A 23,473-nucleotide genomic window follows, 5' to 3' on the forward strand; every position below is an offset into this window, starting at 1 on the left:
TCATAAGTATAAAACGTGACATGTCCCCCCTCCCCCTCCCTAAACGCGCGTGCGCGTTTGGGGAGGGGGCCGGGGTGGGGCCGGCGTGCGCGTTTGGGGAGGGGGCCGGGGGGTGGGGCCGGCAGTGGGGCAGTATTTTTGCATTTTCTTTTTCAAACACGGTTCCCTAAATGAAAATAGTTCATGATTGGTTGATGGAGTTCATAAGCGTCGATCCGGAGTGCTGGTCGGCAGATACTGTTGCAGAAGTGCTTACAGGTATTGGCCTGGAGGTGGAAGAGGTGTCGGCTCCGGAACGAATGCTGCAGCGGTTCGTGGTGGGACGTGTGACTGAGTGCTCAAAACATCCAAAGGCGGATAAGCTGCATGTGTGCAGTGTTGATGCGGGTGAGCCGGAACTGCGCACAATTGTGTGCGGAGCGCAGAATGTACAACAGGACCAGTTGGTGGTGGTTGCCCTGGATGGGGCAGTGGTGCCGAATGGAAACTTTACAATTGCCAAACGAATGCTGCGCGGTGTGGAAAGCAATGGTATGATTTGCTCGGCTGCCGAGCTGAATCTGTCGGATGAGTCAGATGGTATCATGGTGCTGGATGGACCGGGTAAAAACATGGTTGACTGTGAGGGGGCTTTGGTACCGGGGATGCCTGCTGCCGAGGCACTGGGGCTGAGTACTGTGTACGATGTGGCAATTACTCCTAACAGAGCAGACTGCCTGAGTCACGTGGGCGTTGCCCGCGATCTGTATGCCTATGGATGCGTGCACGGTGGTGTAACACGAAATGTAAATTTGTTTGATAGTGATGACGGAGATGGACAATCTCCCAACGGCGATGTCCGCGTGGAGGTACTCAATGCCGAGGTTGTGCCACTGTATGCGATTCAGCGCCTTACCGGAGTCCGTAATGGGACGTCGCCGGCGTGGATGCAACGGCGACTGAAAGCGGCGGGTCTGCGTCCGAAAAACCTGATTGTGGATGTGACGAATTATGTGAATATGGAGTCCGGACAGCCCCTGCATGCATTCGATACTGCAAAACTGGCTGCGCAGAACGGTGTGCCCACGATAGTCGTTCGCACCGCTGATACTGTTGAACCATTCGTTACGCTTGATGGTAAACAACGTGAAGTTCAACCGGGAACAATACTGATTTGCGATGCCGAAAAGCCGGTTGCAGTGGCCGGTGTGATGGGCGGACAGAATAGTGAGATTTCGGATGCAACGACGGATGTCTGCATCGAAAGCGCCTGGTTTAGTCCACAATCTGTACGCAAAACCGCACGGAGTCTGGCCCTCAGTACCGATGCCAGCTACAGGTTTGAACGGGGCGTCAATCCTAACGGTGTGCTGCCGGCACTTCGTAGGGCAGCATCGCTGATTCTGGAGTACGGTGGCGGTACCAATGCCGGCGTTGTGGTTGCGAACAGCCTGACGGATAAACGTACACCGATAACTGTACGGTATCAGCGGATTCGCGATATCCTGGGAACTGGTGTTCCCAATGAGACGATACTAACGATTGTTAAGGCTGTAGGCTGTACGGTACTCTCAGAGACACCCGAAGCGTGCACGGTGTTGGCACCGCACTGGCGCGCCGATATCACAATTGAAGCCGATATTGCTGAAGAGGTGATGCGTCTGTATGGTGTTCATACAATACCCGAAGCAACTACGGCAACGGTGCCGTTTGGTCAGCCCGATCTGCCTGCCAGCGTGGCGGCACCCGGTGGCAGTGCTGGACAAGCTCGTCGTCGAGAAGTGCGTTTGCTCCTCAAGGGGCTCGGGTTTAACGAAGCGTTAAACGGCGTGTTGGTTGACCCTCGGCAACAGACCCTGTCGGAACATGTTATGCTGCGCAATGCGCTCGGAGCGGAATATTCGGCACTGCGAACATCGCTTGTACCGGGTTTGCTGCGCAACATTGCCTATAACCGAAACCATGGTGCCCAGACCCTGCGCATGTTTGAGCTCGGCAATGTATTCTCACTACATCCGAATGCCGAGTTCGGTATTCTTCAGCAGGAGAGGCTTGCCCTTGTTGTATGCGGTTCAACCGAAGAACACTGGAGCAGAGCTCAGCAGGAGATGGATGTGTTTGATGTCCTGGGCTATATCGAGACACTCCTGGGCAGGAGCGTTACGCCGACGGTAGCTGAAGAGGCTGTACAAAACCACGGGTTTTACAGGTCTGATAATGAGCTGGCAATTTCCTATACCCTGTACACTCAGGATTTGATGATAGGAAAGGCCTTCCTGCTCCCGGCCGATGCGGTTGCGCGGGATATTGACGCAACCGTGGCAGTTGCAGAATTAAACATGCTGGTGGTTGACGCAGTGCTGCAGGCTCCTAAACACTACCATCCCGTAAGCCCCTTCCCAACAGTCCGACGCGACGTAGCCTTCACCGTTGACGAGCAGATTTTATCACAGAGTATCCTCGACGTCATAGCGAAAGTGGCGGGAGATTCGTATCTTGGCGGGTTAGTTTTTGACATCTATCGTAACGAACAACGGCTTGGTGCAAACAAGAAAAGCGTCGGCGTTGCCCTGCGCTTTGGTGATACCAGTCGCACACTCGTAGATTCCGAAGTTGATGATGCTGTATCACGGATCATTCAGTCGGTAACATCTACGTTTGGAGCCAGTATTCGTGGATAGTAAACATTTTTTGTTGGTTTCTGAGATCAGGGAGGCCCCACATTGAGACCTGTTAATGCCGAAACAACAGTACGGAAAGACATCAAGGAGGAATCTCAGTTTTCCCCAAGCATTCAGGTAGTTGAACCGGTACCTGAACCGGCACCGGAGTTAATGAGTGTTGTTCGTAGTTTGTGGGACGCCATTCGCAATGGTGCCGAAATCATCGTAACCCTGCGTCAGGAAAACACCATCCTGCAAACCCAGATCGATGTGCTGCGTCACAGCGAGGCCGACTTACAAGGTAAGATTGACGGATTTCTGCAGAGGATCGAAGATCTGGAGCGCATCAATGCCGGACTGAGCCAGGACCATTCACCTGCTGGCGATAACCACGATGGTACCGGACTAACCGAACGTGAGGAACTGTACACCACAGTAGTTGCGGAACGCGATCAGTTGCGTGAGCAACTCCAGAATACACATGAGCAGCTCCAGGAAAGCAGGCACTCCCTTCAGGAGAAAGCAGCCAACTCAGGACATGTTGCACGGTTGATTGCAGACCTCGAAGAACGCGCACAGTTCGTGGAGCAGCTCCAGGCACGGTGCACAGAGCTGGAAAAGATTGCCTCGGTGAACATCGCCAGTCCTGAACCAGAAAAGCGAATCGCAGATCTGGAGGAACAGCTTAAACAGGCGCAACAGGCACTCCTGCAAGCCAATAACGCCCAGCTTGCCGGTTTGCAGAACGGACTCCGTAGTCAGCTTGATATGTTTGGAAGACACGTTGCAGAACTTGCAGCTAACAGTGCAGATGTGACCGAAGCAGTGGCAGTACGCCTTGAACAAATAGCCGACGAAATCGAAAAATTGATAGAACTTTCGTAGTTTTAGACGTAATTATTAATCAGACGAACACTGAAGCCGACATATGACAAAGTCGATCAGAGTTACTTTAGGTGGAAAAGACCTGACTCTTCGGGGAGATAACGAAGAGACAGTAAAAAAGTCAGTGCGTGAAGTTAATCTCCAGTTACAGTCATTGCAGCAGGCAGCGAAGGACCAAGGGGCACAAACCTTGTCGCTCCTGACGGCACTAAACCTGGCCGAGCGATGTATCCAGGCAGAGGAGGGACGGGCGGCAGATATTGCCTACCTGACGACAGAGCTTGGTAAAATGACGGAACTCTTGGAGCGCGCCTGGCATCAGCCCCTTACCTAACGCATACACATCTTCGTTTTGCGGTAATTCTGCCGGACTTTTGGCGTATCGAGATTTCAGAGATGCTTGCCGCATCTTGCTGCTCGTCGCACGCTTGAAAAAGAACCATACAATTTTTTCATCCAGGGAGCCAGGCTCTCGTTGCCAATGACAGGCCTCACCCTTTTACGAGGGAACAGGGTTGTGGCAAAAGCTGCAGCGGTATAGGTAACTATACACCTGTTCAGTGGAAGTCAGCGGTGGCAAGGATGGCACCCACTGTGCGGAGAAAGAGGTTCTTTTGGTAACCGATAACGGGCTTGGCCCGTGGCGGTAGGATGCGGCTTCTATTTTTTAGGAGACTACATGGACCCGGTAATGCAAGGTACACTGATTGTGGCAGGGGCCGCAGTCATTGGTTTTTTTGTCACATTTTTAATAGGCAGGAAGGCAGCCGCAAAAACACTGGCTGAAGCCGAAGACAAGGTAAAGGGGCTTTTGGCAGGCGCCGAAAAAGAGGCGAATGCAATCAAGAAAGAAAAACTACTCGAGGCCAAGGAAGAAATTGCACAGGAACGTCGCAAGGCAGAGTCAGAACGCGATTCACGCGAATCCAAAATTCGTCATCAGGAAAAAGAACTGCGCAAACGCGAAGAAGCAGTAGCCGATAAGTACGAGACGATTGCAAAGAAGGAAAAACAAATCGCTCAGCAGGATGCCGAAGTCCAAAAACGAATGGCTGCAGGCGAAAAGAAACTCAAAGAGATCGATGCCCTCTACGATGAGCAGAATATTCGACTGGAACGAATAACAGGGATGACAAAGGACGATGCCAAGAAATTCCTGATCGACAACATGGTGAACGAAGCAAAGGCGGAAGGCGCCCAGCTTGTAAAAGATATCCGCGATGAAGCAAAACAAAATGCCCGCAAGGAAGCACAGCGCATTGTCCTCCAGGCCATCCAGCGTACGGCCAGCGATCACTCGGTAGAAAGCACCGTTTCGGTTGTCAATATTCAGAACGATGAAATGAAGGGGCGGATTATCGGAAAAGAAGGGCGGAACATCCGCGCCTTCGAAGCAGCCACGGGGATCGATCTGATTATTGACGATACGCCGGAAGCCGTGGTCATTAGCGGATTTGATGCGTTCCGACGCGAAGTAGCCCGCGTTGCCCTGGAACGGCTGATGAGCGATGGACGTATCCACCCGGCACGGATCGAAGAGGTAGTAGAAAAAGTTACCAAGGAGCTGGAAGAAGAAATTGTCCGCGTTGGCGAGGGAGCCCTGATGGAACTGGGTATCCACAATATCCATCCGGAAATGGTCAGGTATATCGGACGGATGAGGTATCGGTCGAGCTACGGACAAAACCTGCTGGCACACAGCATTGAAGTTGGCTTCCTGTGCGGTATTATGGCCAACGAACTTGGTTTGGATGTGAATCTGGCTAAGCGGGCAGGCTTGTTGCATGACATTGGTAAAACCATCGACAGAGATCTTGAAGGCCCGCACGCCCTGCTTGGCATGGAACTTACCCGCAAATACAAGGAACACCCGCTGGTGGTGAACGCTGTTGGAGCCCACCACGACGATATCGAGATGGAGTCGCCAATCGCTGTTCTGGTTCAGGCTGCTGACAGTATCAGCGGTGCCCGTCCGGGTGCCCGCAGAGAGTCGCTCGAAAACTACATCAAACGTCTGCAGCAGCTCGAAGAAATCGCAACCTCATTCGATGGCGTTACCAAGACCTATGCTATCCAGGCCGGCAGAGAGCTCAGGGTGATGATTGAGCCGGAACGTATTGATGACCTAAAGGCCGACATGATTGCCAATGATATTGCAAAGCGCATCGAGCAGGATATGGAATACCCGGGTCAGATTCGGGTAACCGTAATCCGTGAGCGCAGGAGCACGGCAATCGCCAAGTAAGACGGTCGAACCTCAGAACCAGAATCATAAAAAAAATGCGTGTGCGGAATCCGCACACGCATTTTTTTCTTGAAGCTTGGTGCAGCCTCAGACTTCTTCTTCTTCAAGTTGCTTAACATACTCAGAGTGTAGCTTCTGTTGTGTATTGCCGGGTACAACGGCATACTCCTGAAACTCAGCTGTATAGGTGGCCCGTCCCTGACTGATGCTTCGTAAGATTGTTGAGTAGTTATCAAGTTCCGCCAGCGGCATCCGTACATTAATGCGCTGGTAATGTCCGTCGGCATCAATCCCCACAATCTCACCCCGGCGGAGTGGCAGGTCACTCATTATCTCGCCAACATTATCTTCGGGGGTTACCACCGAAACCAGGTAGATCGGCTCCAGCAGTTGTGGATCGGCCTTGATAAAGCCATCCTTGAAGGCCATTCTGCCGGCCGTTTTAAATGCATTTTCGTTACTGTCCACCGCATGCATCTTTCCATCGTACACGCTTACGCGTACATCACGCACGTACGAGCCGGTAATCGGACCCTCAGTCATCTTCTCCATCACACCTTTCAGGATTGCGGGCATAAATCGTTGGTCAATAACGCCGCCAACGATGCAGTTAAGGAATACCAGCTTGCCGCCCCAGGGGAGATCGTGCACTTCAGTACCCCGAACGGTGATGCCCGCCGGTGCAGGCATCCCTTCGTAGTATGGTTCAACACGCATGTGGACCTCGGCAAACTGGCCGGCACCGCCGCTTTGCTTTTTGTGACGGTAGTCGGTGTTGATGCTCTTCCGGATGGTTTCGCGGTAGGGAACACGTGCCGGCACATACGAGACATCTAATTTGTAGCGGTGTTCAAGTTTATACCGTGCAGTTGCAAGGTGCATTTCGCCCTGACCGTGCAGGATAATCTGTTTCAGCTCGTGCGAATGCTCAATGATGAATGTGGGGTCTTCTTCATGAATCTGATTTAGCGCCATACCCAGCTTGTCCTCGTCACCCTTGCGGTTGCTTTTTATGGCTGTTCGTACCTTGGGCAGTGGATATTCAATTGGTTTAATAACAAGGGTTGAGCCCTTTTCGTGTAGTGTATTGTTCACGTGCGTGTTTTTAAGTTTTACCACTGCGCCAATATCGCCGGCAGCAAGTTCGGTTACCTCTGACCGTTTTTTACCGTTAACAACGAACAATTGTCCAAGCCGTTCGGTGGTGCCCGTTTGATCGTTCACCAGATCCATTCCCGGTTTTATCGTACCGCTGTACACCCTGAAAAAACTCAGATCGCCAACATTGGGTTCGTTGGCCGACTTAAACACGAACACGCAGGGTTTTCCCTTGGGGTCGGCCGAAAGTTCGGTTCCGCCTTCGGTAAGAACCGGAGGCATTTCTACCGGTGCGGGAACAAACACGTCGATAAACGACATTATCCTTCCCGTGCCCATATTGTTCTTTACCGATGTACAGAATACCGGAAAGATTTGTCGTTGTATCAGTGTTTTGGTAAGTCCGTTGCGGAGCTCTTCTTCGGTAAGCTCACCTTTCTCCAGATAGGTATCCATCAGCGTGGCATCGTTTTCGGCAACGATTTCTACCAGCTCATTATGGAGGCGTTTAGCACGCTCTGATTCGGCATCCGGTATTGCCTGTTTTTGTGGTTTCCCTCCTTCAGGAGGGAATACATAAGCAGTCATCGTTAGAACGTCGATAATCGTGTTAAAGCCTACACCTTCGTTCAGCGGGTACTGAACCACCGTTACCTCTCTGCCAAAACGCTCCTTGGCCTGCTCCACGGTTTTCCAGAAATTACTGTGCTCATTGTCAACCTTGTTAACCACAAACAACACCGGTGTAGCAAAGTCCGAGGTATAGCGCCAGATGGTTTCGGTGCCAACTTCAACGCCATTGTGCGAACTCAGAATAACAACGCCGGTATCGGCAGCACGAAGCGCACTCACCAACTCACCAACGTAATCTGCGTAGCCCGGAGTGTCAACAATGTTTATTTTATAGTCGCGCCATTGGGCAGTTAACAGCGACGAGAACACCGTTGCCTGTCGTTCCTGTTCGATCTCATGGTAGTCCGAAACCGTGTTACCATCCTCGATGGTCCCTCTGCGGCTTATTTCGCCGGACTCGAACAGCATTGCTTCGGCCATGGTGGTTTTACCGCACCCCGCATGGCCCATCAGCGCAATGTTGCGGATATGGTGTGCATCGTAATTTTTCATGCCGTCAACTCCCGTAATTGTGATAGAAATCAATATCTGCTTAAGGTTGTTGTTTCATACGACCCTAATTTATGCAGATACGTCCAAGTAATGAATACACCACGGCCAATCCAAGGTGCCGCCCACGCTGAATGTTTATGGCAGAATGGATCTCCCGTACCCAAGCCCCTTCACGGGAAAAGTACAGAGGTATTGGTGAAATGGGAAAATCGCCGTATCTTTGTTGCTCTCAACTCCTTACAAAGCAATTTCAGGCAAGAAAATCATGCATCCCAAGGTAAAAAAAATCGAACTGGCTGCACAGGAAGCAGCTTTCGAAATGCGCAAAGCAAAGGCTGGCGAGTCGTCGCCGGAGATTCCTTCATTCCGTCCGGGCGATACAGTTACAGTGGCTGTCCGCGTTGTTGAAGGTGATAAAGAGCGTATTCAGAACTTCCAGGGCGTTGTTATTGCACGGCGTGGCAGTGGCATGAACGAGACATTCCGTATTCGCAAAATCAGCAACGGTGTTGGTGTGGAACGGATTTTCCCGATACATTCGCCCATCATCCAGAGCCTGAAAGTCGTGAAAGAAGGCTCGGTACGCCGTGCCAAATTGTACTACCTGCGCGGTATGAGCGAGCGGAAGATCCGCCAGAAACTAAGCTGATAGCCGTCAGCTTCTCCATTCCAACCACGGTTGCTCTGCAGCATATACCTCTGCGGTGTGTGCCAGGAATTTCTTTTGTTGAAAGGGGCTTTGGACCTGCGCCACTGTATTTAACGGAATACACCTCCGTGATCAATAGTTTTGCCACGTGAATTGCGCAATCTTAACCATTGGCGATGAGCTCCTGATTGGGCAGACGGTGAATACCAACGCTGCCTCCATAGCGTGGCAGTGTACGCAGCGTGCGGGCGTTAGCTTCCCAGTCCATAGCACTGTTGCCGATGATACGGGTGTGATTGTTGCCGAGCTCCGACGGCTGTCGGAACTGGCCGATGTGATCATCACAACCGGAGGCCTTGGTCCCACCCACGATGATAAAACCGTGGCGTCGGTTGCAGAGTTTGCAGATGTTCCACTGATACGCGATAATACATGGGTTGACCATCTACGGTCAATGATGGTGGCACTCGGACGTGAGCTAACGCCACGGAACGAACACCAGGCGATGGTGCCTGCTACTGCACAGGTGTGGTACGATTCCATCGGCACAGCCCCCGGGTTCGTGATAGAAGTACCCCGCAGCACCAGAACACCGCTCACAGTTTGCGTGCTCCCCGGAGTACCATCCGAAATGCAGTATCTTACCGATGAGCACGTGGTGCCGCTCCTGCAGAACAAAATGATGGAAAGCGGCGACGCTGTTACCGAGTTCCGAACCGTGGTTACCTCCGGCATTCCGGAAAGCACACTTGCCGACCTGTTGGGCGAACCGGAGGTGTGGGCTCGCGGTGCGGCCGTAGCCTTCCTGCCTCATGCTCACGGTGTTCGTATTCGCGTTGGTGTTACTGCCACCGATGCCCGCTACCGCACTGAAACACTTGGACAAATCCTGGCTTACATTCGGTCACAGGCTGAACGGTATGTTGTGGGTACTGATGATGTTACTCTTGCGAGCGCAGTTGGCGATATCCTGCGCCGGCATAGTCAGACTGTTGCCGTTGCCGAAAGCTGTACAGCCGGAATGCTGGGATCGGCACTGACAGATGTGCCTGGAAGTTCTGCATGGTTTGAAGGAGGCGTGATTGCCTACAGCAACAGGGTAAAACAGCACCTGCTGTCCGTTACGTTGGAAACACTCAACACCGTTGGTGCCGTTAGCAGCCAGGTTGCTGCACAGATGGCCGAGGGAGCCCGTGATGTTGTAGGGGCAACCTGGGGGGTTGGTATTACCGGTATTGCTGGCCCTGATGGCGGTACAGCCGACAAACCGGTTGGTACCGTGTGGATTGGCATCGCAGGTCCGCACGGGACCACAACCACCCTTCGCCGGTTTACAGGAAACCGGTCAATGATCCGTAGCCGTGCTGCCGCCACGGCATTAACCCTATTGTATCAAACGTTAACACATGAACCATAGCCCCCTTCCAGTTATCCTTGCCATCGAAACGTCGTGCGACGATACTGCGGCAGCCGTTGTGCAGGGAACCACGGTATTAAGCAACATCATTGCATCGCAGACGGTGCATCATGATTGGGGTGGTATCGTGCCCGAACTGGCTTCGCGTGAACACGTGCGCGCGATTTCGTACTGTGTTGATGCCGCACTGCAAAAAGCTGCAATTCCGGCGGAGCAGATAGATGCTATTGCCGTGACGTATGGGCCCGGTCTGCCCGGGTCACTGTTGGTGGGGACGCAGTACGCAAAGGGATTGTCAATAAGCTTAGGAGTTCCGCTTGTGCCGGTGCATCACATCCGGGCGCATGTGTACAGTGCCTACCTCGAAGATACATCGCTGACGTTCCCAAGTATTTCCCTGGTTGTAAGCGGCGGGCATACAGCGCTGTTTGTTGTTGAAGACTGGCTTCGCTACCGGATGGTTGGCTCAACGGTTGACGATGCAGCCGGCGAGGCGTTCGATAAAGTGTCAAAGATGCTGGGGCTGGGATATCCGGGAGGGCCGGTGATTGACAACCTTGCACAGCAGGGTAATCCCAATGCCATTGCTGTGCCCAGAGGCAAGCTTGCCGATGGGACGCTTGACTTCTCCTTTTCAGGCTTAAAGACGTCTGTTCGTAATACCCTTGTCAAACTCGGTCATACCATTGGTAAACCGTTTGATCATCCTGAGGTATCAACAGCGGATATCTGTGCCTCCGTACAGCGTGCAATTGTTGAAGTACTGGTTGCCAAAACCATTCAGGCAGCACGAGATTACGGCGCTGATACGATTACGGTAGCAGGAGGCGTCAGCGCCAACAGCGAGTTGCGCAGAACACTGGCCCAGGCTGCACAGAGCATGGGGCTTAGGTATGCAGCGCCCCGCGGTGAGTACTGTATTGACAATGCGGCAATGATTGGCTTTGTAGCGTATCACGCCCTTCGGAACGGTGAGCAGGGAAGCGTTGATTTTGGGATCGAACCCAGGGCAATGAAGCATTCCGGGAAAGAGGTAAAACCAACCGCACGATGATAACCAAGGGGTGAAACAACCGTTGGCACGATAACAGATAGCAGAACAAAAAAAACCGCAAGGTCGAAACCGCGCGGTTTGCATTTTACGAAAGTGATCCCGCTGGGACTCGAACCCAGGACCCTTTGATTAAAAGTCAAATGCTCTAGCCTGCTGAGCTACGGGATCAACAAGCCACAAAGATACGGTTATCGTAGTTCACGAACGAATTTTTCACTTAAAAAATTCTTCACAACCCATTCAATGCCATCGGCATCCAGTTTGTATTCGGCCCAGAGTTCCTGCTGTGTGCCATGATCCGAAAACACGTCGGGATAACCGTGTATCTGTAAATCAGTATCGGGATGATGTTCTGAAAGGAATTCGGCAACGGCGCTGCCAAAGCCCCCTTGCATTTGTCCGTCTTCGATTGTAATAATTTTTCCTATCCTGCCAGCAATATCCTGCAGCATTGCAGTGTCGAGTGGTTTGGCAAATCGTGCATTAATCACTTCGGCCTCGATTCCGCTGTGTGCAAGCTGTTCGGCCGCCTGCAGGGCGGGGTACACGCGATTGCCAATTGCTATCAGGGCAACATCGGTACCAGAGCGCAGTATTTCGCTCTTGCCTATTGGTAGCGATGTAAACGGTCTGAGAGGGACGCCCTCGCCCTCACCACGCGGGTAGCGGATGCTGATTGGACCGCTGGTGTAGCTGTGGATGGCAGTATAGAGCATGTCACGCAGTTCCTGTTCGTCCTTGGGTGCCATAACAACCATACCCTGAATCAGACGCATGTAGCCAAGGTCAAGCACACCGTGATGCGTGGGTCCGTCGGCGCCCACAACGCCTGCACGATCCATTGCAAACACAACGTGCAGGTGCTGCAGTGCAACGTCGTGCATAATCTGATCAAATGCTCGTTGTAGAAACGAGCTGTACACGGCAACAACGGGCGTAACGCCCTGGGTGGCCATGCCTGCTGCAAAGGTAACCGCATGTTCCTCGGCTATCCCAACATCATACACTTTGTCGGCAAACTGTTTCTGAACAATATCAAGGCCGGTCCCATCGGGCATGGCAGCGGTAATGCCAACAATTTTAGGATTGGAGGACATCAGTTCAACCATGGCGTTGCCAAACACCGTTTGATAGGTAGGGGGCTTGGGTTTCGGTTTTTCTGATCCTCCTGCCGGAGCTGCTGCCTGGCTGGGCAGTTTGCCGATTGCATGTAGGAACTGCTTGTCCTTCTCGGCTGGTGCGTAACCCTTGCCTTTTTGAGTTATGGTGTGCAACAGTACCGGACCATTGATTTCGCGGATATGGGTGAGCATTTTTACCAGCTGGTCAATGTTGTGGCCGTTTACGGGACCAAAGTACTGAAACCCCAGGGCTTCGAACAGCATGCCGGGTGTCAGGACGGCTTTAAAGCCTCCCTCAAGCCGGTGAGCGGTCTGTCGTATCCTGTCGCCCAGGTTTTCCATCCCCTCCGTAAACCGTACAATTTTCTGGCGAAGGTTCTGCACGCGTGGCGTAGCGAATATTTCGCTAAAGTAGTTGCTTAAGGCCCACACGTTGGGCGCAATCGACATTTGGTTATCGTTCAGAACCACCAGCATGTTGCTTTTAAGCACGCCGCAGTTATTCATGGCTTCGTAGGCCATTCCGCCCGTCATTGCACCGTCTCCGATAACAGCAACAACTTTATAATTTTCTTTTAAAACATCCCTGGCTGCTGCCATACCCAGTGCTGCGCTGATTGATGTTGTGGCATGGCCGGCGCCAAACGTGTCGAACTCGCTCTCGGATCGTTTTAAGAAACCGCTGATGCCTCCTTTTTGCCGGATGGTATGCAGAGAGTCACGTCGGCCTGTCAGAATTTTATGCGGATACGCCTGGTGTCCGGTATCCCAGACAATTTTGTCGATTGGCGTATTGTACACATAGTGCAGAGCCACCGTTAGTTCTACGGCTCCGAGGCCGGCACCGAAGTGTCCGCCAACCTTTGTAATCGTGTCAATCAGGTGCTGGCGGACTTCGTCGGCCACGTCACGCAGCTGGCTTGGGGCAAGCTGTCGCAGGTCGGCCGGAGAATTAATCGAATTCAAATACTTCACGTAGTGCTCTCAATCGTTCTTGCTGTAATCAATCCATTATCGTGGTTTCGGAGTATCAACGGTGAGGGTGGTCCTTTGGTACCATCATCATCGCTTGGTTTCGATAATAATCTGAACTGTTCTGCTTAGCTGACGTCCGGTAGGCAGAATGTTGGGATAGATTTCGGAGCTTTCGCCAACACCCATTGCTGTATATCGCGCGTCGGTGGCACGGGACTGCAGGAATGCCTTTACGGTGCTGGCGCGCTCAGCCGAAAGTTTCTTGTTGTAGTCTTCGGTTCCGATCCTGTCGGTATATCCGATAATGCTCACTGAGCTGTTTGCCTTGATGGCAGGCAGCACCATTTTTTCAAGGATGCGTTGGTTATCGGCGTTGAGCGTTGCCTTATCAAAATCAAACAGAATCAGCGAATACTTATCAATTGTCCGGTCCGGCAGATTCTCTGTTTTCTTACGAACGCTGCTCATGTAGTCCACCGCAAGAGTGCCGGTGGCTTCAACCTGCTGTCCGTTCGATGTTGTGGCACTAAACACATAGTCAACCGGAACCTGTGCTGTTGAAAGCTCGTTTGGTTTAATCGGCCATGTAATACTCTTTGGCGTTCCCGTGCCGGTAAGTTCGCGGAGGGGGCGTCCGGCCTGGGTGATACTCAGGATCCACTTGCTGACCGAGTCGGCATGTTCTACGATTGGGTGGAACATAACCACACTGGGTGTGGCAATCCTCTGGTTGTCGGCCGTGATAATCAGCGGTTCAAGCACATCGGGCACGTTGCTGGTAAGCTCTGCTCTCCGGTTTTCGGCTACACCTTCAGGATCGGTAAGCGAGCTGGGAGCTGCGGGCCTGGGAGCACCAACAACCGATATTCGGTCGGCCTTGATCGCAAATGCCTGTACTAAATAGTCCTTTGCCCACTGGCCGCGTTGCGAGGGCAAAGCCCCTTTCCCGTTTTCTTTTGCACCGTCTGCAGTACCGGTAATGGTAAGCGTGCTGTGCGGAATTTGCTGCATCCGCGATCCAACGATGTTCAGCAGGTTCCTGTTTACTTCCATGGCGTCGAGTTCAAGTTTCTCGGGAATAAACTCACCCCGCTCGGTACGGAACTCGGTATTTTGGGCAGAGCTTTCCGGTGTGGTGCCATTTTCGGGATAAAAGATGTAGGGCACAAGGGGGAACATCTCGGTGTAGGTGACGTCTTCGACCGACAGGTTCTGAACATCATATTCACGTCCGCCTGCATCAATTGCGGTAACCGGACCAAATCGTGCAGTGGCTTTATCGGTGTTGTCATCAACGTCATCTGTTGCAGAGCCGGCAATGCTAAACATCAGGTTTACTCCAAAGCGGAGTTGGGTAACACTCCAAGGCGAGTAATCGGCTGACGATGATACGTTGGTCAGAGGAAGCCTGAGAGATACTTCGGGTTGCAGCCAGGCCGTGTTCGAAAGTGGAATGCTGTAGCCGGCACCAATCATGATGGCACTTCGTACACTTGTTGATGAAACAGACGTTGTGGGCGATGTTACTTCCGGGGCGCGGTGAACCGATCCGGAATCAAGGATTACCGACTGTGTGTGACTACTGCCGATGGGTATGCCAAATTCGATACCTGCCGTAAAGTACAGTGGGAAACTGAACACCTCGTGCAGTTCAACTGTTGGCGTTAATTCCAGGAGTGCCTCGGAAACCTCCAGGCTATGACGGATTGTGGTGTCCAAACCAATGAACTGGTTATGGCTGCTTGTGGCGTTCAGCCAGTTTACACCGGCCTTGCCGCCAATGTGCCAACTGTCAGACAGTGGGAACATAACGCTTCCGCCGCCAGCAAATGCAAGGCTGGTACTGCCGTAGGTAAACCGAATAAGGCCGTCACGGAAGGCATCGTAGGGTGCCAGCGATGGCAGGTTTTTCCAGATCCCAATCGAATGATCCGAGAAATTCAGTGAACCCGAAAAATATGGTCCGATTCTGGCTGGAAGGTGCCCGGCTTCGGATGAGCCTGTTGTCTGGGCCTGAAGTGAACAAACTGTTCCGATAAAAAGTAAGAGGCAGGTAAAACGTGTAATCATGATGTGAGGGTATTATTGTGAACCACAAACTTACGGAGATTGCCGTGCGGGCAATGGTGCATAACGTACACGCCTTAGTTGTTATTGGGCTGATGCTTACCGTAACGACAAAGAGTATAGGCCAGGATTCAGCAAAAGAAAAGCTGAAAGTTGGAATCAGGGTTGGGCCTGCCATACCGGGACCTGGAATTGCGCAGGTGTATAATACGCTTGATACGTTTGGTTTTGGTATTGCCTACGAAAGTGCATCCAGCATGGGCTACACCATTATGGCTAACGGTAGGATTGGGATGAGTCCGGCATTTAGCTTGTCGGGCGGTATCGGCTTTGCCCGGTTCCCAAACCAGGAATTAACGATGGTAGAAATTGCAAACAACACAACGCACAATCTTAGTTCAAGCACCATTATCGTTCCGATATCGGCAGGCATTTCATGGCTTGTTATCCGCGAAGGAATTGTACCGGTCATCCATGCCGAAGGCTTGGTAAGTTATCGTAAAACCATCGTTAACGGCGGCAGCTTCCTTGCTGATCTGCTGTTACCCGGCGTTGAACTTGAACAGCGCGTGATGCGGTACGGGGCTCAGGCAGGCGTAACGGTTGAACTTGACCTTGGAATACGTCCGCAGCTCGACATTACCTACGCCATGACCAACCTGCTTGGCAGACCCGAGGGCGAAGCATCGCGCGATTATTTGACGGTGACAGTAGGCATCGTATTTTAAGTTTGTTTACTGTTGGCCTGCTGGGCGCATTTTACGGAAGGCAACGTATGCCGGCAGGGCACTGATGACGATGAAGACGCCGTAAACAGAATTCAGAATGGGATCAGAGCCTCTGAGCTGCCCCTGATACCACTGCTCATAATCCGCATACAGCGAAAACACAAGGAAGCCGGCAGCAAAGAGTACAAACAATGCCGGAACAGCAGGATAGCCCCATGTTTTGTACGGACGATGCGCATGAGGCATTCTACGGCGAAGCACAAAGACGCCAAATGCCGCCAGACCGTAAAACCCCCAACTGACAAAGATGAGCATTTCGGTGAGCATGTCGAACGTCCCGGTGAAAACCAGTACACAGCTCCAAACACATTGCCACAGCAGGGCCGACGACGGACTTCGGAAATGTTCATGGATTTTTGACAGGTGTTTAAAGAATAGTCCATCGGCAGCCATGGCATAGAAAATTCTGGCACTCTGTAAAATGGTACCGTTGCTTGTTCCCAGGGTTGAAATCATCACCATTACTGCCACAAAGGTGAGTCCCCAAGGTCCGAGCGCTATTCGCGCAACATCGGCAGCCACACTCTCCGAAACACTCATTCCTTCGATCCCCAGCGTGTAGAGATAGGTCAAGTTTATCAGGATATAGATGCCAAGAATACTTACCGACCCAAGGAGGAGAGCCCGTGGTATCGTACGCTGTGGGTTTAGGGTTTCGCCGGCAACTGCCGTTACCGTGTTCCATCCATCATATGCCCACAGCGCCTTGTTCAGTGTAAGAACCAGCACTGTTAGCAATGCGCCCCCTGCAGGTGTTGATTGAATACTGGCGGAGGTAACCAACGTCCACGACCCCTGACCAAACACAAAGGCCGCCGCTACCAGGAACAGGATTGCCAGTACTTTGGCAACCGTCAGGATGTTTTGCAGCCCGCCCCCCTGACGAATCCCTGCGATATTGACCACCGTCAGGATGATAATGGCGGAAGCCGTGACAACCTTAATGCCGATTTCCTGGAGCGGATAAATCGTACCGAACGGCAGATGAACGGGGTAGGCCTGCCACACAGCTTCCGGGAAGGTCCACAGTGGAAATACAGAGCCGAAATAGTAGCTGAAAACGTAGGTAATGCTGGCAATTGAACCTGTTTGGATGACAAAAAACATACACCAGCCGTAAACAAAAGCCACAGCATCGCCATAAATCACCCGGAAGAACTCGTATTGTCCGCCCGTTGCCGGTATCAGTCCGGCAACCTCGGCAATCGACAGTGCCCCAAAACAGGTAACAACGCCAGCTACCACCCAAACCAGCATTAAAAGGAAGGGTGACTCAACCAGGGCTGCCATTCCCGCCGGATTTTTAAAAATCCCGCTGCCAACCACACTTCCAACAACCAGCATTGTTGTTGTAAATAGACCAATTGATCGCGATAATTTGGGCTTCGAGGGTGTTTTGGGGGTCATTTGGGACAAAAAAATTTTTCAAGTTTACCTAACCTTCGTAGGTTTAGGCAATGTTAGGCGCAATAATAATAGGTTTGGCTGTTGGATACATCCTTGCGATTCCTCCGGGACCCATCGGGATGGCATCTATCCGCACCGGACTACGGGAGGGTGGGATGCCTGCTCTGAAGCTTGCCCTTGGTGCCGGAATCTTTGATATTGTGTACTGTGCACTTGCCATGGTTGCCACCTCTGCAATCGTCCGGTGGCTGGAAGCTATCGAGCATATCTCTCCGCTGGCGCCGGTGGCCATTCAGCTTGTAATCGTGGGTGTTATGATAGGCTTTGGCATACTCCAGATGAAGGACAGGGAACCACGGAACGCTGAACCCAGTACGACTGCTAAACCATCACGGATTGCCGAGTGGCTGAAAGGTCACGGTCCCTTCTTCGTGGGTGTGGGCTTTGCCCTTGCTAATCTTGCAAATCCCACGTTCATACCGGCCTTGGCGGCAATGACGACGTTTATTCAGAAGTTTGGCTGGTTTGAAAGTACAGTTGCCAACAACGTGGTTTTTAGCATTGGCTTTGGCATCGGCAACTTTTTGTGGCTGTTTACGCTTGTCAGGCTTGTTTTAGCACTCCGGCATAAGATGACGCCGACCTTTCTGCGCCGGATTCAGCAGTTGAGTGGGGTCACCCTGATTGGCTTTGGAACCTTTTATGGCATTCGGATTATTGCGTTAACAAAGTGGCCTGAACTCCTGCGTCTGGTTTTTGCAGCCTGACCTCTGCGAATCCCGGATGTAACTCTTTGCGGAGTTACGGTTTTCGGAACCTTAATGACTGCGGACCAAGTGACCTCAATGTGGAAAAAGTATAAAAGTTTATGGATCACTGTTTCCATACTATGCACCCTGAGCTGTGCTTCGGGGCAGGAGGTCCGCTATACGGGTTTGGCGATCGGAGTACGGGGGGGTGCCATGATTACGCAAACCTTGTCAACCATCCCTGTCCTGCTGGGGAGTACCGATTGCGGTGTGTTTAGTAACGGCAGACACCTGGGGTACTGGACCGGTTTGGAAGTTCAGCAGTCCTTGTTCGATGAAACACTCGAAGGTCTGCTTGGTGTTACCTACAGTCAGCGTCCAGCCCACCTGAGTACCTCGGGTACCGATAACTTTACCGTCCTCGATCCGCGCACCAACACCTATGTGCACCTTGACCGACTTCATTCCTTCCGGGCTGATCTTGGTTACCTTGCTATCCAGGCGGGGCTGCGCTGGAAACCATTCCACAGTGTTCCGGTGTACCTTCGGATTACTGGCGATGCCGGCAACCCAATCGTGAATGCCACCTACACTCAGACCGAGAGGATTGTTTCGCCAGAGGGAGTACTGTATCCCGACAACACTGCTGAGCGCACAACCGGCAGCGGTGAGTTTCCCGGGCTGAGTACTGCCTATGGTGTGTCAGGGGGCTTGGGTTTCGCTGTTGATCTCTCACAGCGGGTGCAGCTTGCTCCCGAGGTTATCGTGCGCTACGGACTGAATTCAATTACATCAACTGCCGACTGGCGTCAGCACTGGCTTGCTGCGGGCCTGCACCTACGCTACCGGTTCACTGAGGAGGTCTCAGTGGCGCCGCCGCCGTTGCCCGAACCCGAACCGGAGCCCGAACCGGAGCCTGTCGTGGCGGATACCATACTTCCGCCTCCGCCGGCTACCATCGTGGCAGTGCACACCAGCCCCCTTCGGATTCAGGAAACAGTGGTAACCCAAACATTCCCGCTGCTACCGTATATCTTTTTTGATTCTGCGCAGGCAGTGCTGCCGGACAAATACCGGCATGCAGCAGCCCCCTCAACCATGAATGAAGCGGCACTGCCAAAAGAAACTCTGCCAATTTACTATCGGATGTTGGACATTATTGGCAGCAGGTTAGCAAGGAGTACAGCTACATTGATTGTAACGGGCACTACCGATGGCGTTGAAGGCAGTAGCAGCGAACGAAGGGATCTTGCACTACGTCGGGCACACGCTGTTGCCGGGTATATCGGACAGCGATGGAATATTCCTCCATCTCGATTCTCAATTCGCACAGCCGAAAAACCATCGCTGCCGAGTAACGAAAAGTACGCTGACGGATTAGTGGAGAACAGACGCGTAGAACTTGATGCAACCGATGTTTCAGTTCTGCAGCCCGTAATTCACTCACGGTTTAATGAGTACGTGGCAATTCAACCTCACCAGGATTTTACCGTTCGGATTGAACATCCCGAAACCGTTACCGGATGGCAGCTCAGTGTTTATCACGGAACGGCTCTTGTTGCACAGCATCATGCACAGGGAGTGCCGCCGGCAACCGTGCGGTTTGATTTAGACAACGAGATTACAAACAAACTTGGTCCCATCGTTGGCAGCTCCGATACACTGAGCGCAACGCTCGCCGTAACCACAACAACGAATACCGTGCAGGCTTCTACCACCTTTCCTGTGGAAAAGGTTACAAATAATTTTGAGGTCAGCCGCCTCTCCCTCATTGTTTTTGACTTTGATCGTTCCGATATTGCTGATGCCAACAAACAAATGATGCAACAAATGATCACAGCAGCAGTGCGCCAAGGGAGTGTGGCACGTATCGTGGGGTCAACAGACAGACTTGGCGAGGTGGATCATAACCTGCAGTTATCCAAGGAGAGGGCGCTCAGCGTTGAACGCGCCACGCGGGCTATTTCGCCTGTATTGAAAATTGAAACGGTTGAAGGCATTGGACCATCGGTCTTACCGTACGACAATTCGTTGCCGGAAGGTCGGTTCTATTGCAGAACAGTGTCGCTGACTATTACCACACCTCTGAGGTAGCCATGGAAAGACGAACTTTTTTCTCCGCCATGCTTGGCGGAATGCAGCGCGAAAACGTGAGCAACGAAGAACCGCTGATACTTGAGGCTGGCGCAGAACCATACACCAAGCCCCTTACCCTTGCTGATGCCTACCATCTGCTCCGACGTGTAGGCTTCGGCCCAAGCCACGCACAGGCGGTGCTCTATGTAGGAAGAACTGCTGCCGATGTTGTGGACGAGCTGCTGGGATCAGCCTCAGAACCCGATCCCGAATCCCCGGGTGCCTGGATTGATGACTGGACCGAAGACCCCGAGGGGGCCGACTTGCAGACTCGGTTTGCAATCCTGCGGCAGTGGGACAAAAACCTGGCTACTTTCTCGAAGTGGCGGATGCAGCTGATGTCGGCCGATCCTACGGCGATTGAAAAAGTAACCCTCTTCTGGTCGGGACACTGGACGTCGGAATACGAATTCGACAATACCAACATGGTGCCGCAGATGCTGTACCGTCAGTACCTGATGCTGCGCAAAAACAGGTTGGGCAGCCTGCGCACCCTTGCACTGGAGGTAGCACTTGATGCTGCTATGCTGTACTACCTGGGCGGTACGTTCAATACCGTTGGCACTGCCAACGAAAACTACGCCCGAGAGCAGATGGAACTGTTCCTGACCGGAATAGGATGGTACACCGAAGGCGATGTAAAGGAAGCAGCCCGCGTACTAACAGGATGGCGAAGTCAGCTCTTCTCCGATGCACCGGCACCGAACGGTAAGTACACTACCTGGTTTGATGCCGCGGCACATGATACCGGCGCCAAACAGTTTATGGGAATCTCGATACCGGCACGGACTCCAGACAACAATACAGCATTCCAAGTTAGACAGGAGGAGGTTCTCAGGGTAATCGAAATCATCCATTCTGCACGACCCGAAGCAGTAAGCAAGTTTATTGCAACAAAAGTTTATAAATATTTCGTTTATAGTTCACCCACGTCTGTCGATCCCGGGTTTATTCATCAGGTATCTGAAATCTTCAGGAACTCGGACTTTGACCTGCGGGTATTGTTTAAAACAATTTTCACCAGCGCACACTTTTTTGATTCCGCTATTCGCGGTGCCCAGATCAAAACCCCCATTGAATTTGTTGCCGGCCTGGAACGTCAGCTTGGCGTTCAAAGTGATACACCGCACACTTGGATCGCACAAATGGATCAGGTCATGATGGACCCTCCCAACGTTGCCGGCTGGCCCGGATATCGTACCTGGATAAGCACCAACACGTACCCGGTACGCCGTACCTACGCTGCTTCGCTGATTAAAGCCATGACCGATGAGCAGGCAATGAGCTTTATCGAAATGTTTGATAACTATAGCGATGTTCACGAACTCATCCCGCAGATTGTTGCGTTCATGTTGCCGGTCAACGTTTCCGCTGAAAGGATAACGTACTACACGAATACGCTCCTGCAAAACGCACCGGATTACGACTGGCCCAATATCGTTGCAACGCCATCGGCAGCCGCCTCCAGATTACGCAACCTCCTAACCACGATTTCGCACGCTCCCGACTTTCAATTAAGCTAGAGAGGGAAATATGAAACGCAGATCCTTTTTAACAACAACAGCGGCCGCCTCGGTTGGCGCACAACTTATCAGCGGAATTCCGGTTAAAGGTTATAATCCATTACGGATGATGGAAACCCTTGCCGAGGAAGATGATGATAGGATACTGATCATCATTCAACTCTTTGGCGGGAACGACGGTCTGAACACCATTATTCCGGCTGAGGATCCTGAGTACTACAACATCCGCCCCAACCTGAGCGTACCGGCGGATACGGCAGTCAAGGTACTGTCACGCCTGTACTTCCACCCGGCTCTCGATCCCGCCGGAACGTACAACTTGCGCACCATGATGGAGGACGGACGTTTGGCAGTTGTGCAGGGCATTGGCTACGAAAACCCTAACCTGTCACACTTCCGCAGTACCGATATCTGGCTGAGTGGATTTAACAGCAGCGATCCCGACAAGCGTCTGGTAGAAGGATGGCTGGGCCGGTACTGGTCTAGAGCCATCCAGGGCTTCCCTGAAGTCCTGCCCGATCATCCGATTGCCGTCCAGATTGGTGGAACACTGTCTATGCTTCTGCAAAGTCACAAAGGAGATATCGGGATTGCGTTAACCGATCCGGATGCTTTCTTTGAATTGGGAAAGGGGCTTTCACCAGATCTTACACCAATGCCCGAAGATACCCGCTACGGCAGGGAGTTTAACTTCGTGCGCCTGGTTGCTGAGCAGTGCGACCGCTATGCCACGGTCGTAAAAGAAGCGTTCGACAAAGGAAAAAACACACTGGAGTATGCTAACAATGGATTCGTACGGCAAATGCAGTTAGTGGCACGGCTCATCTCCGGTGGACTACGGTCAAAGGTGTTCATGGTGTATATGGGTGGCTTTGATACCCACGTGAACCAGCAAAAGGAAGACTACACGGGACTACACCCGTTCCTGCTGGAGTCGCTCAGTACCGGTATCGGACAGTTTATGCAGGATGCCCTGGAACAGGGATTTGCCGATAGAGTAGTAGGAGCCACCGTTAGTGAGTTTGGCAGACGTCCTTATGAGAATGGCTCGTGGGGTACCGATCACGGTGCTTCGTCAATTCAGTTCGTTTGGGGCAACAAGGTTCGCGCCGGTATGTACGGCAACAGCCCGAATCTGAAGGACCTGAACTCAAATGGCGACCTCAGGTATCAGTGGGACTTTAGAAGAGTGTATGCCGACATCATTGAAAACTGGTTTGGTGGCACACCCGAGGATACCGAAGCCGTCCTTGAAGAAAAAATCCTTCCGCTCGGCGTCCTTCAGCGGTCAACCAGCGTTCGCGATTACCTGCGCCGCCCGGGTGCGTCCGAAATCAAGGTCACACCCAATCCCGCTACCAACGCAACTACACTGGAATGGCAACAACAGAATCCCGCAACGGTAACGGTTGAGTTATATGGTGCTGACGGACGGTTTGTGCAGCACATTACGAAAACCCGAGTTGATACGGGCGTTGTTCGCATCCCGGTTCATTCTATACAAAGCAATGGTGTGTACATTTGCAATGTTATTATAAACGGGGTGCCCCATCACGTGCCAATTACGTTTGTGCGGTAAGCGGACATCCCAT

General features: G+C 52.3%; 16 protein-coding genes and 1 tRNA gene. 12 read left to right on the plus strand and 5 right to left on the minus strand.

The genetic code is table 11. From position 1 onward, the window contains the following. The first annotated feature begins 170 nt into the window (after positions 1 to 170). The 4 genes from HRU79_10820 to rny all read left to right on the plus strand — a co-directional run bounded on the left by HRU79_10820 (position 171) and on the right by rny (position 5,772). Entirely contained in the window at positions 171 to 2,660 is a 2,490-nt protein-coding gene (locus HRU79_10820; protein ID QOJ27106.1) for a phenylalanine--tRNA ligase subunit beta, read from the plus strand. Between the two features lie 42 nt (positions 2,661 to 2,702). Beyond that, positions 2,703 to 3,527 carry a hypothetical protein gene (locus HRU79_10825; GenBank protein ID QOJ27107.1) on the plus strand — a complete coding sequence of 275 codons (825 nt, stop codon included), beginning with the start codon at positions 2,703 to 2,705 and terminating at the stop codon, positions 3,525 to 3,527. A 43-nt stretch (positions 3,528 to 3,570) separates the two neighbouring features. Continuing rightward, a complete protein-coding gene (locus HRU79_10830; protein QOJ27108.1) occupies positions 3,571 to 3,861 on the plus strand; it encodes a cell division protein ZapA in 291 nt (96 codons plus the stop codon). Positions 3,862 to 4,206: 345 nt separating this feature from the next. Continuing rightward, entirely contained in the window at positions 4,207 to 5,772 is a 1,566-nt protein-coding gene (gene rny / locus HRU79_10835; protein ID QOJ27109.1) for a ribonuclease Y, read from the plus strand. An 87-nt stretch (positions 5,773 to 5,859) separates the two neighbouring features. Here the strand turns inward: rny and HRU79_10840 are convergent, their stop codons facing one another. After that, complete coding sequence (locus HRU79_10840) at positions 5,860 to 7,995, minus strand: elongation factor G (GenBank protein ID QOJ27323.1); 2,136 nt, start codon at positions 7,993 to 7,995, stop codon at positions 5,860 to 5,862. A 265-nt stretch (positions 7,996 to 8,260) separates the two neighbouring features. On the opposite strand from HRU79_10840, the gene rplS reads away from it, so the two are divergent. From rplS to tsaD, 3 genes are all read left to right on the plus strand, one after another. Then, entirely contained in the window at positions 8,261 to 8,644 is a 384-nt protein-coding gene (gene rplS, locus HRU79_10845) for a 50S ribosomal protein L19 (protein QOJ27110.1), read from the plus strand. 148 nt (positions 8,645 to 8,792) lie between these two features. Then, positions 8,793 to 10,061: a CinA family nicotinamide mononucleotide deamidase-related protein gene (locus HRU79_10850; GenBank protein ID QOJ27111.1), complete on the plus strand. Its 1,269-nt coding sequence runs from the start codon at positions 8,793 to 8,795 to the stop codon at positions 10,059 to 10,061. Beyond that, positions 10,051 to 11,115, plus strand: coding sequence for a tRNA (adenosine(37)-N6)-threonylcarbamoyltransferase complex transferase subunit TsaD (tsaD, locus tag HRU79_10855; protein ID QOJ27112.1), 1,065 nt, complete (start codon positions 10,051 to 10,053; stop codon positions 11,113 to 11,115). The genes HRU79_10850 and tsaD overlap by 11 nt, the downstream gene beginning before the upstream one ends. A gap of 94 nt (positions 11,116 to 11,209) precedes the next feature. Here tsaD and HRU79_10860 read toward each other — a convergent pair. From HRU79_10860 to HRU79_10870, 3 genes are all read right to left on the minus strand, one after another. After that, positions 11,210 to 11,283: transfer RNA gene (locus tag HRU79_10860), tRNA-Lys, on the minus strand. Positions 11,284 to 11,303: 20 nt separating this feature from the next. Continuing rightward, the gene (locus HRU79_10865) at positions 11,304 to 13,211 is read right to left on the minus strand and encodes a 1-deoxy-D-xylulose-5-phosphate synthase (protein QOJ27113.1); all 1,908 of its coding nucleotides are present in this window, start codon (positions 13,209 to 13,211) and stop codon (positions 11,304 to 11,306) included. Between the two features lie 87 nt (positions 13,212 to 13,298). Further along, positions 13,299 to 15,281, minus strand: a complete 1,983-nt coding sequence (locus tag HRU79_10870; GenBank protein ID QOJ27114.1) for an OmpA family protein — start codon at positions 15,279 to 15,281, stop codon at positions 13,299 to 13,301. Positions 15,282 to 15,298: 17 nt separating this feature from the next. Here HRU79_10870 and HRU79_10875 point away from each other — a divergent pair, with 17 nt between their 5' ends. Beyond that, a complete protein-coding gene (locus HRU79_10875; GenBank protein QOJ27115.1) occupies positions 15,299 to 16,006 on the plus strand; it encodes a hypothetical protein in 708 nt (235 codons plus the stop codon). Between the two features lie 6 nt (positions 16,007 to 16,012). On the opposite strand, the gene HRU79_10880 is transcribed toward HRU79_10875, so the two are convergent. Next, positions 16,013 to 17,410, minus strand: coding sequence for an amino acid permease (locus tag HRU79_10880; GenBank protein QOJ27116.1), 1,398 nt, complete (start codon positions 17,408 to 17,410; stop codon positions 16,013 to 16,015). Between the two features lie 113 nt (positions 17,411 to 17,523). On the opposite strand from HRU79_10880, the gene HRU79_10885 reads away from it, so the two are divergent. The 4 genes from HRU79_10885 to HRU79_10900 all read left to right on the plus strand — a co-directional run bounded on the left by HRU79_10885 (position 17,524) and on the right by HRU79_10900 (position 23,460). Beyond that, positions 17,524 to 18,240 (plus strand): LysE family transporter, encoded by a 717-nt coding sequence (locus HRU79_10885; GenBank protein ID QOJ27117.1) that lies wholly within the window; start codon positions 17,524 to 17,526, stop codon positions 18,238 to 18,240. 195 nt (positions 18,241 to 18,435) lie between these two features. Beyond that, positions 18,436 to 20,316, plus strand: a complete 1,881-nt coding sequence (locus HRU79_10890; GenBank protein ID QOJ27118.1) for a hypothetical protein — start codon at positions 18,436 to 18,438, stop codon at positions 20,314 to 20,316. A 2-nt stretch (positions 20,317 to 20,318) separates the two neighbouring features. Continuing rightward, positions 20,319 to 21,881: a DUF1800 domain-containing protein gene (locus HRU79_10895; GenBank protein QOJ27119.1), complete on the plus strand. Its 1,563-nt coding sequence runs from the start codon at positions 20,319 to 20,321 to the stop codon at positions 21,879 to 21,881. Between the two features lie 10 nt (positions 21,882 to 21,891). Beyond that, the gene (locus tag HRU79_10900) at positions 21,892 to 23,460 is read left to right on the plus strand and encodes a DUF1501 domain-containing protein (GenBank protein QOJ27120.1); all 1,569 of its coding nucleotides are present in this window, start codon (positions 21,892 to 21,894) and stop codon (positions 23,458 to 23,460) included. Positions 23,461 to 23,473 lie beyond the last annotated feature (13 nt).

Source organism: Ignavibacteria bacterium, from assembly GCA_015709655.1.
Lineage (GTDB): Bacteria > Bacteroidota > Ignavibacteria > Kapaibacteriales > Kapaibacteriaceae > OLB6.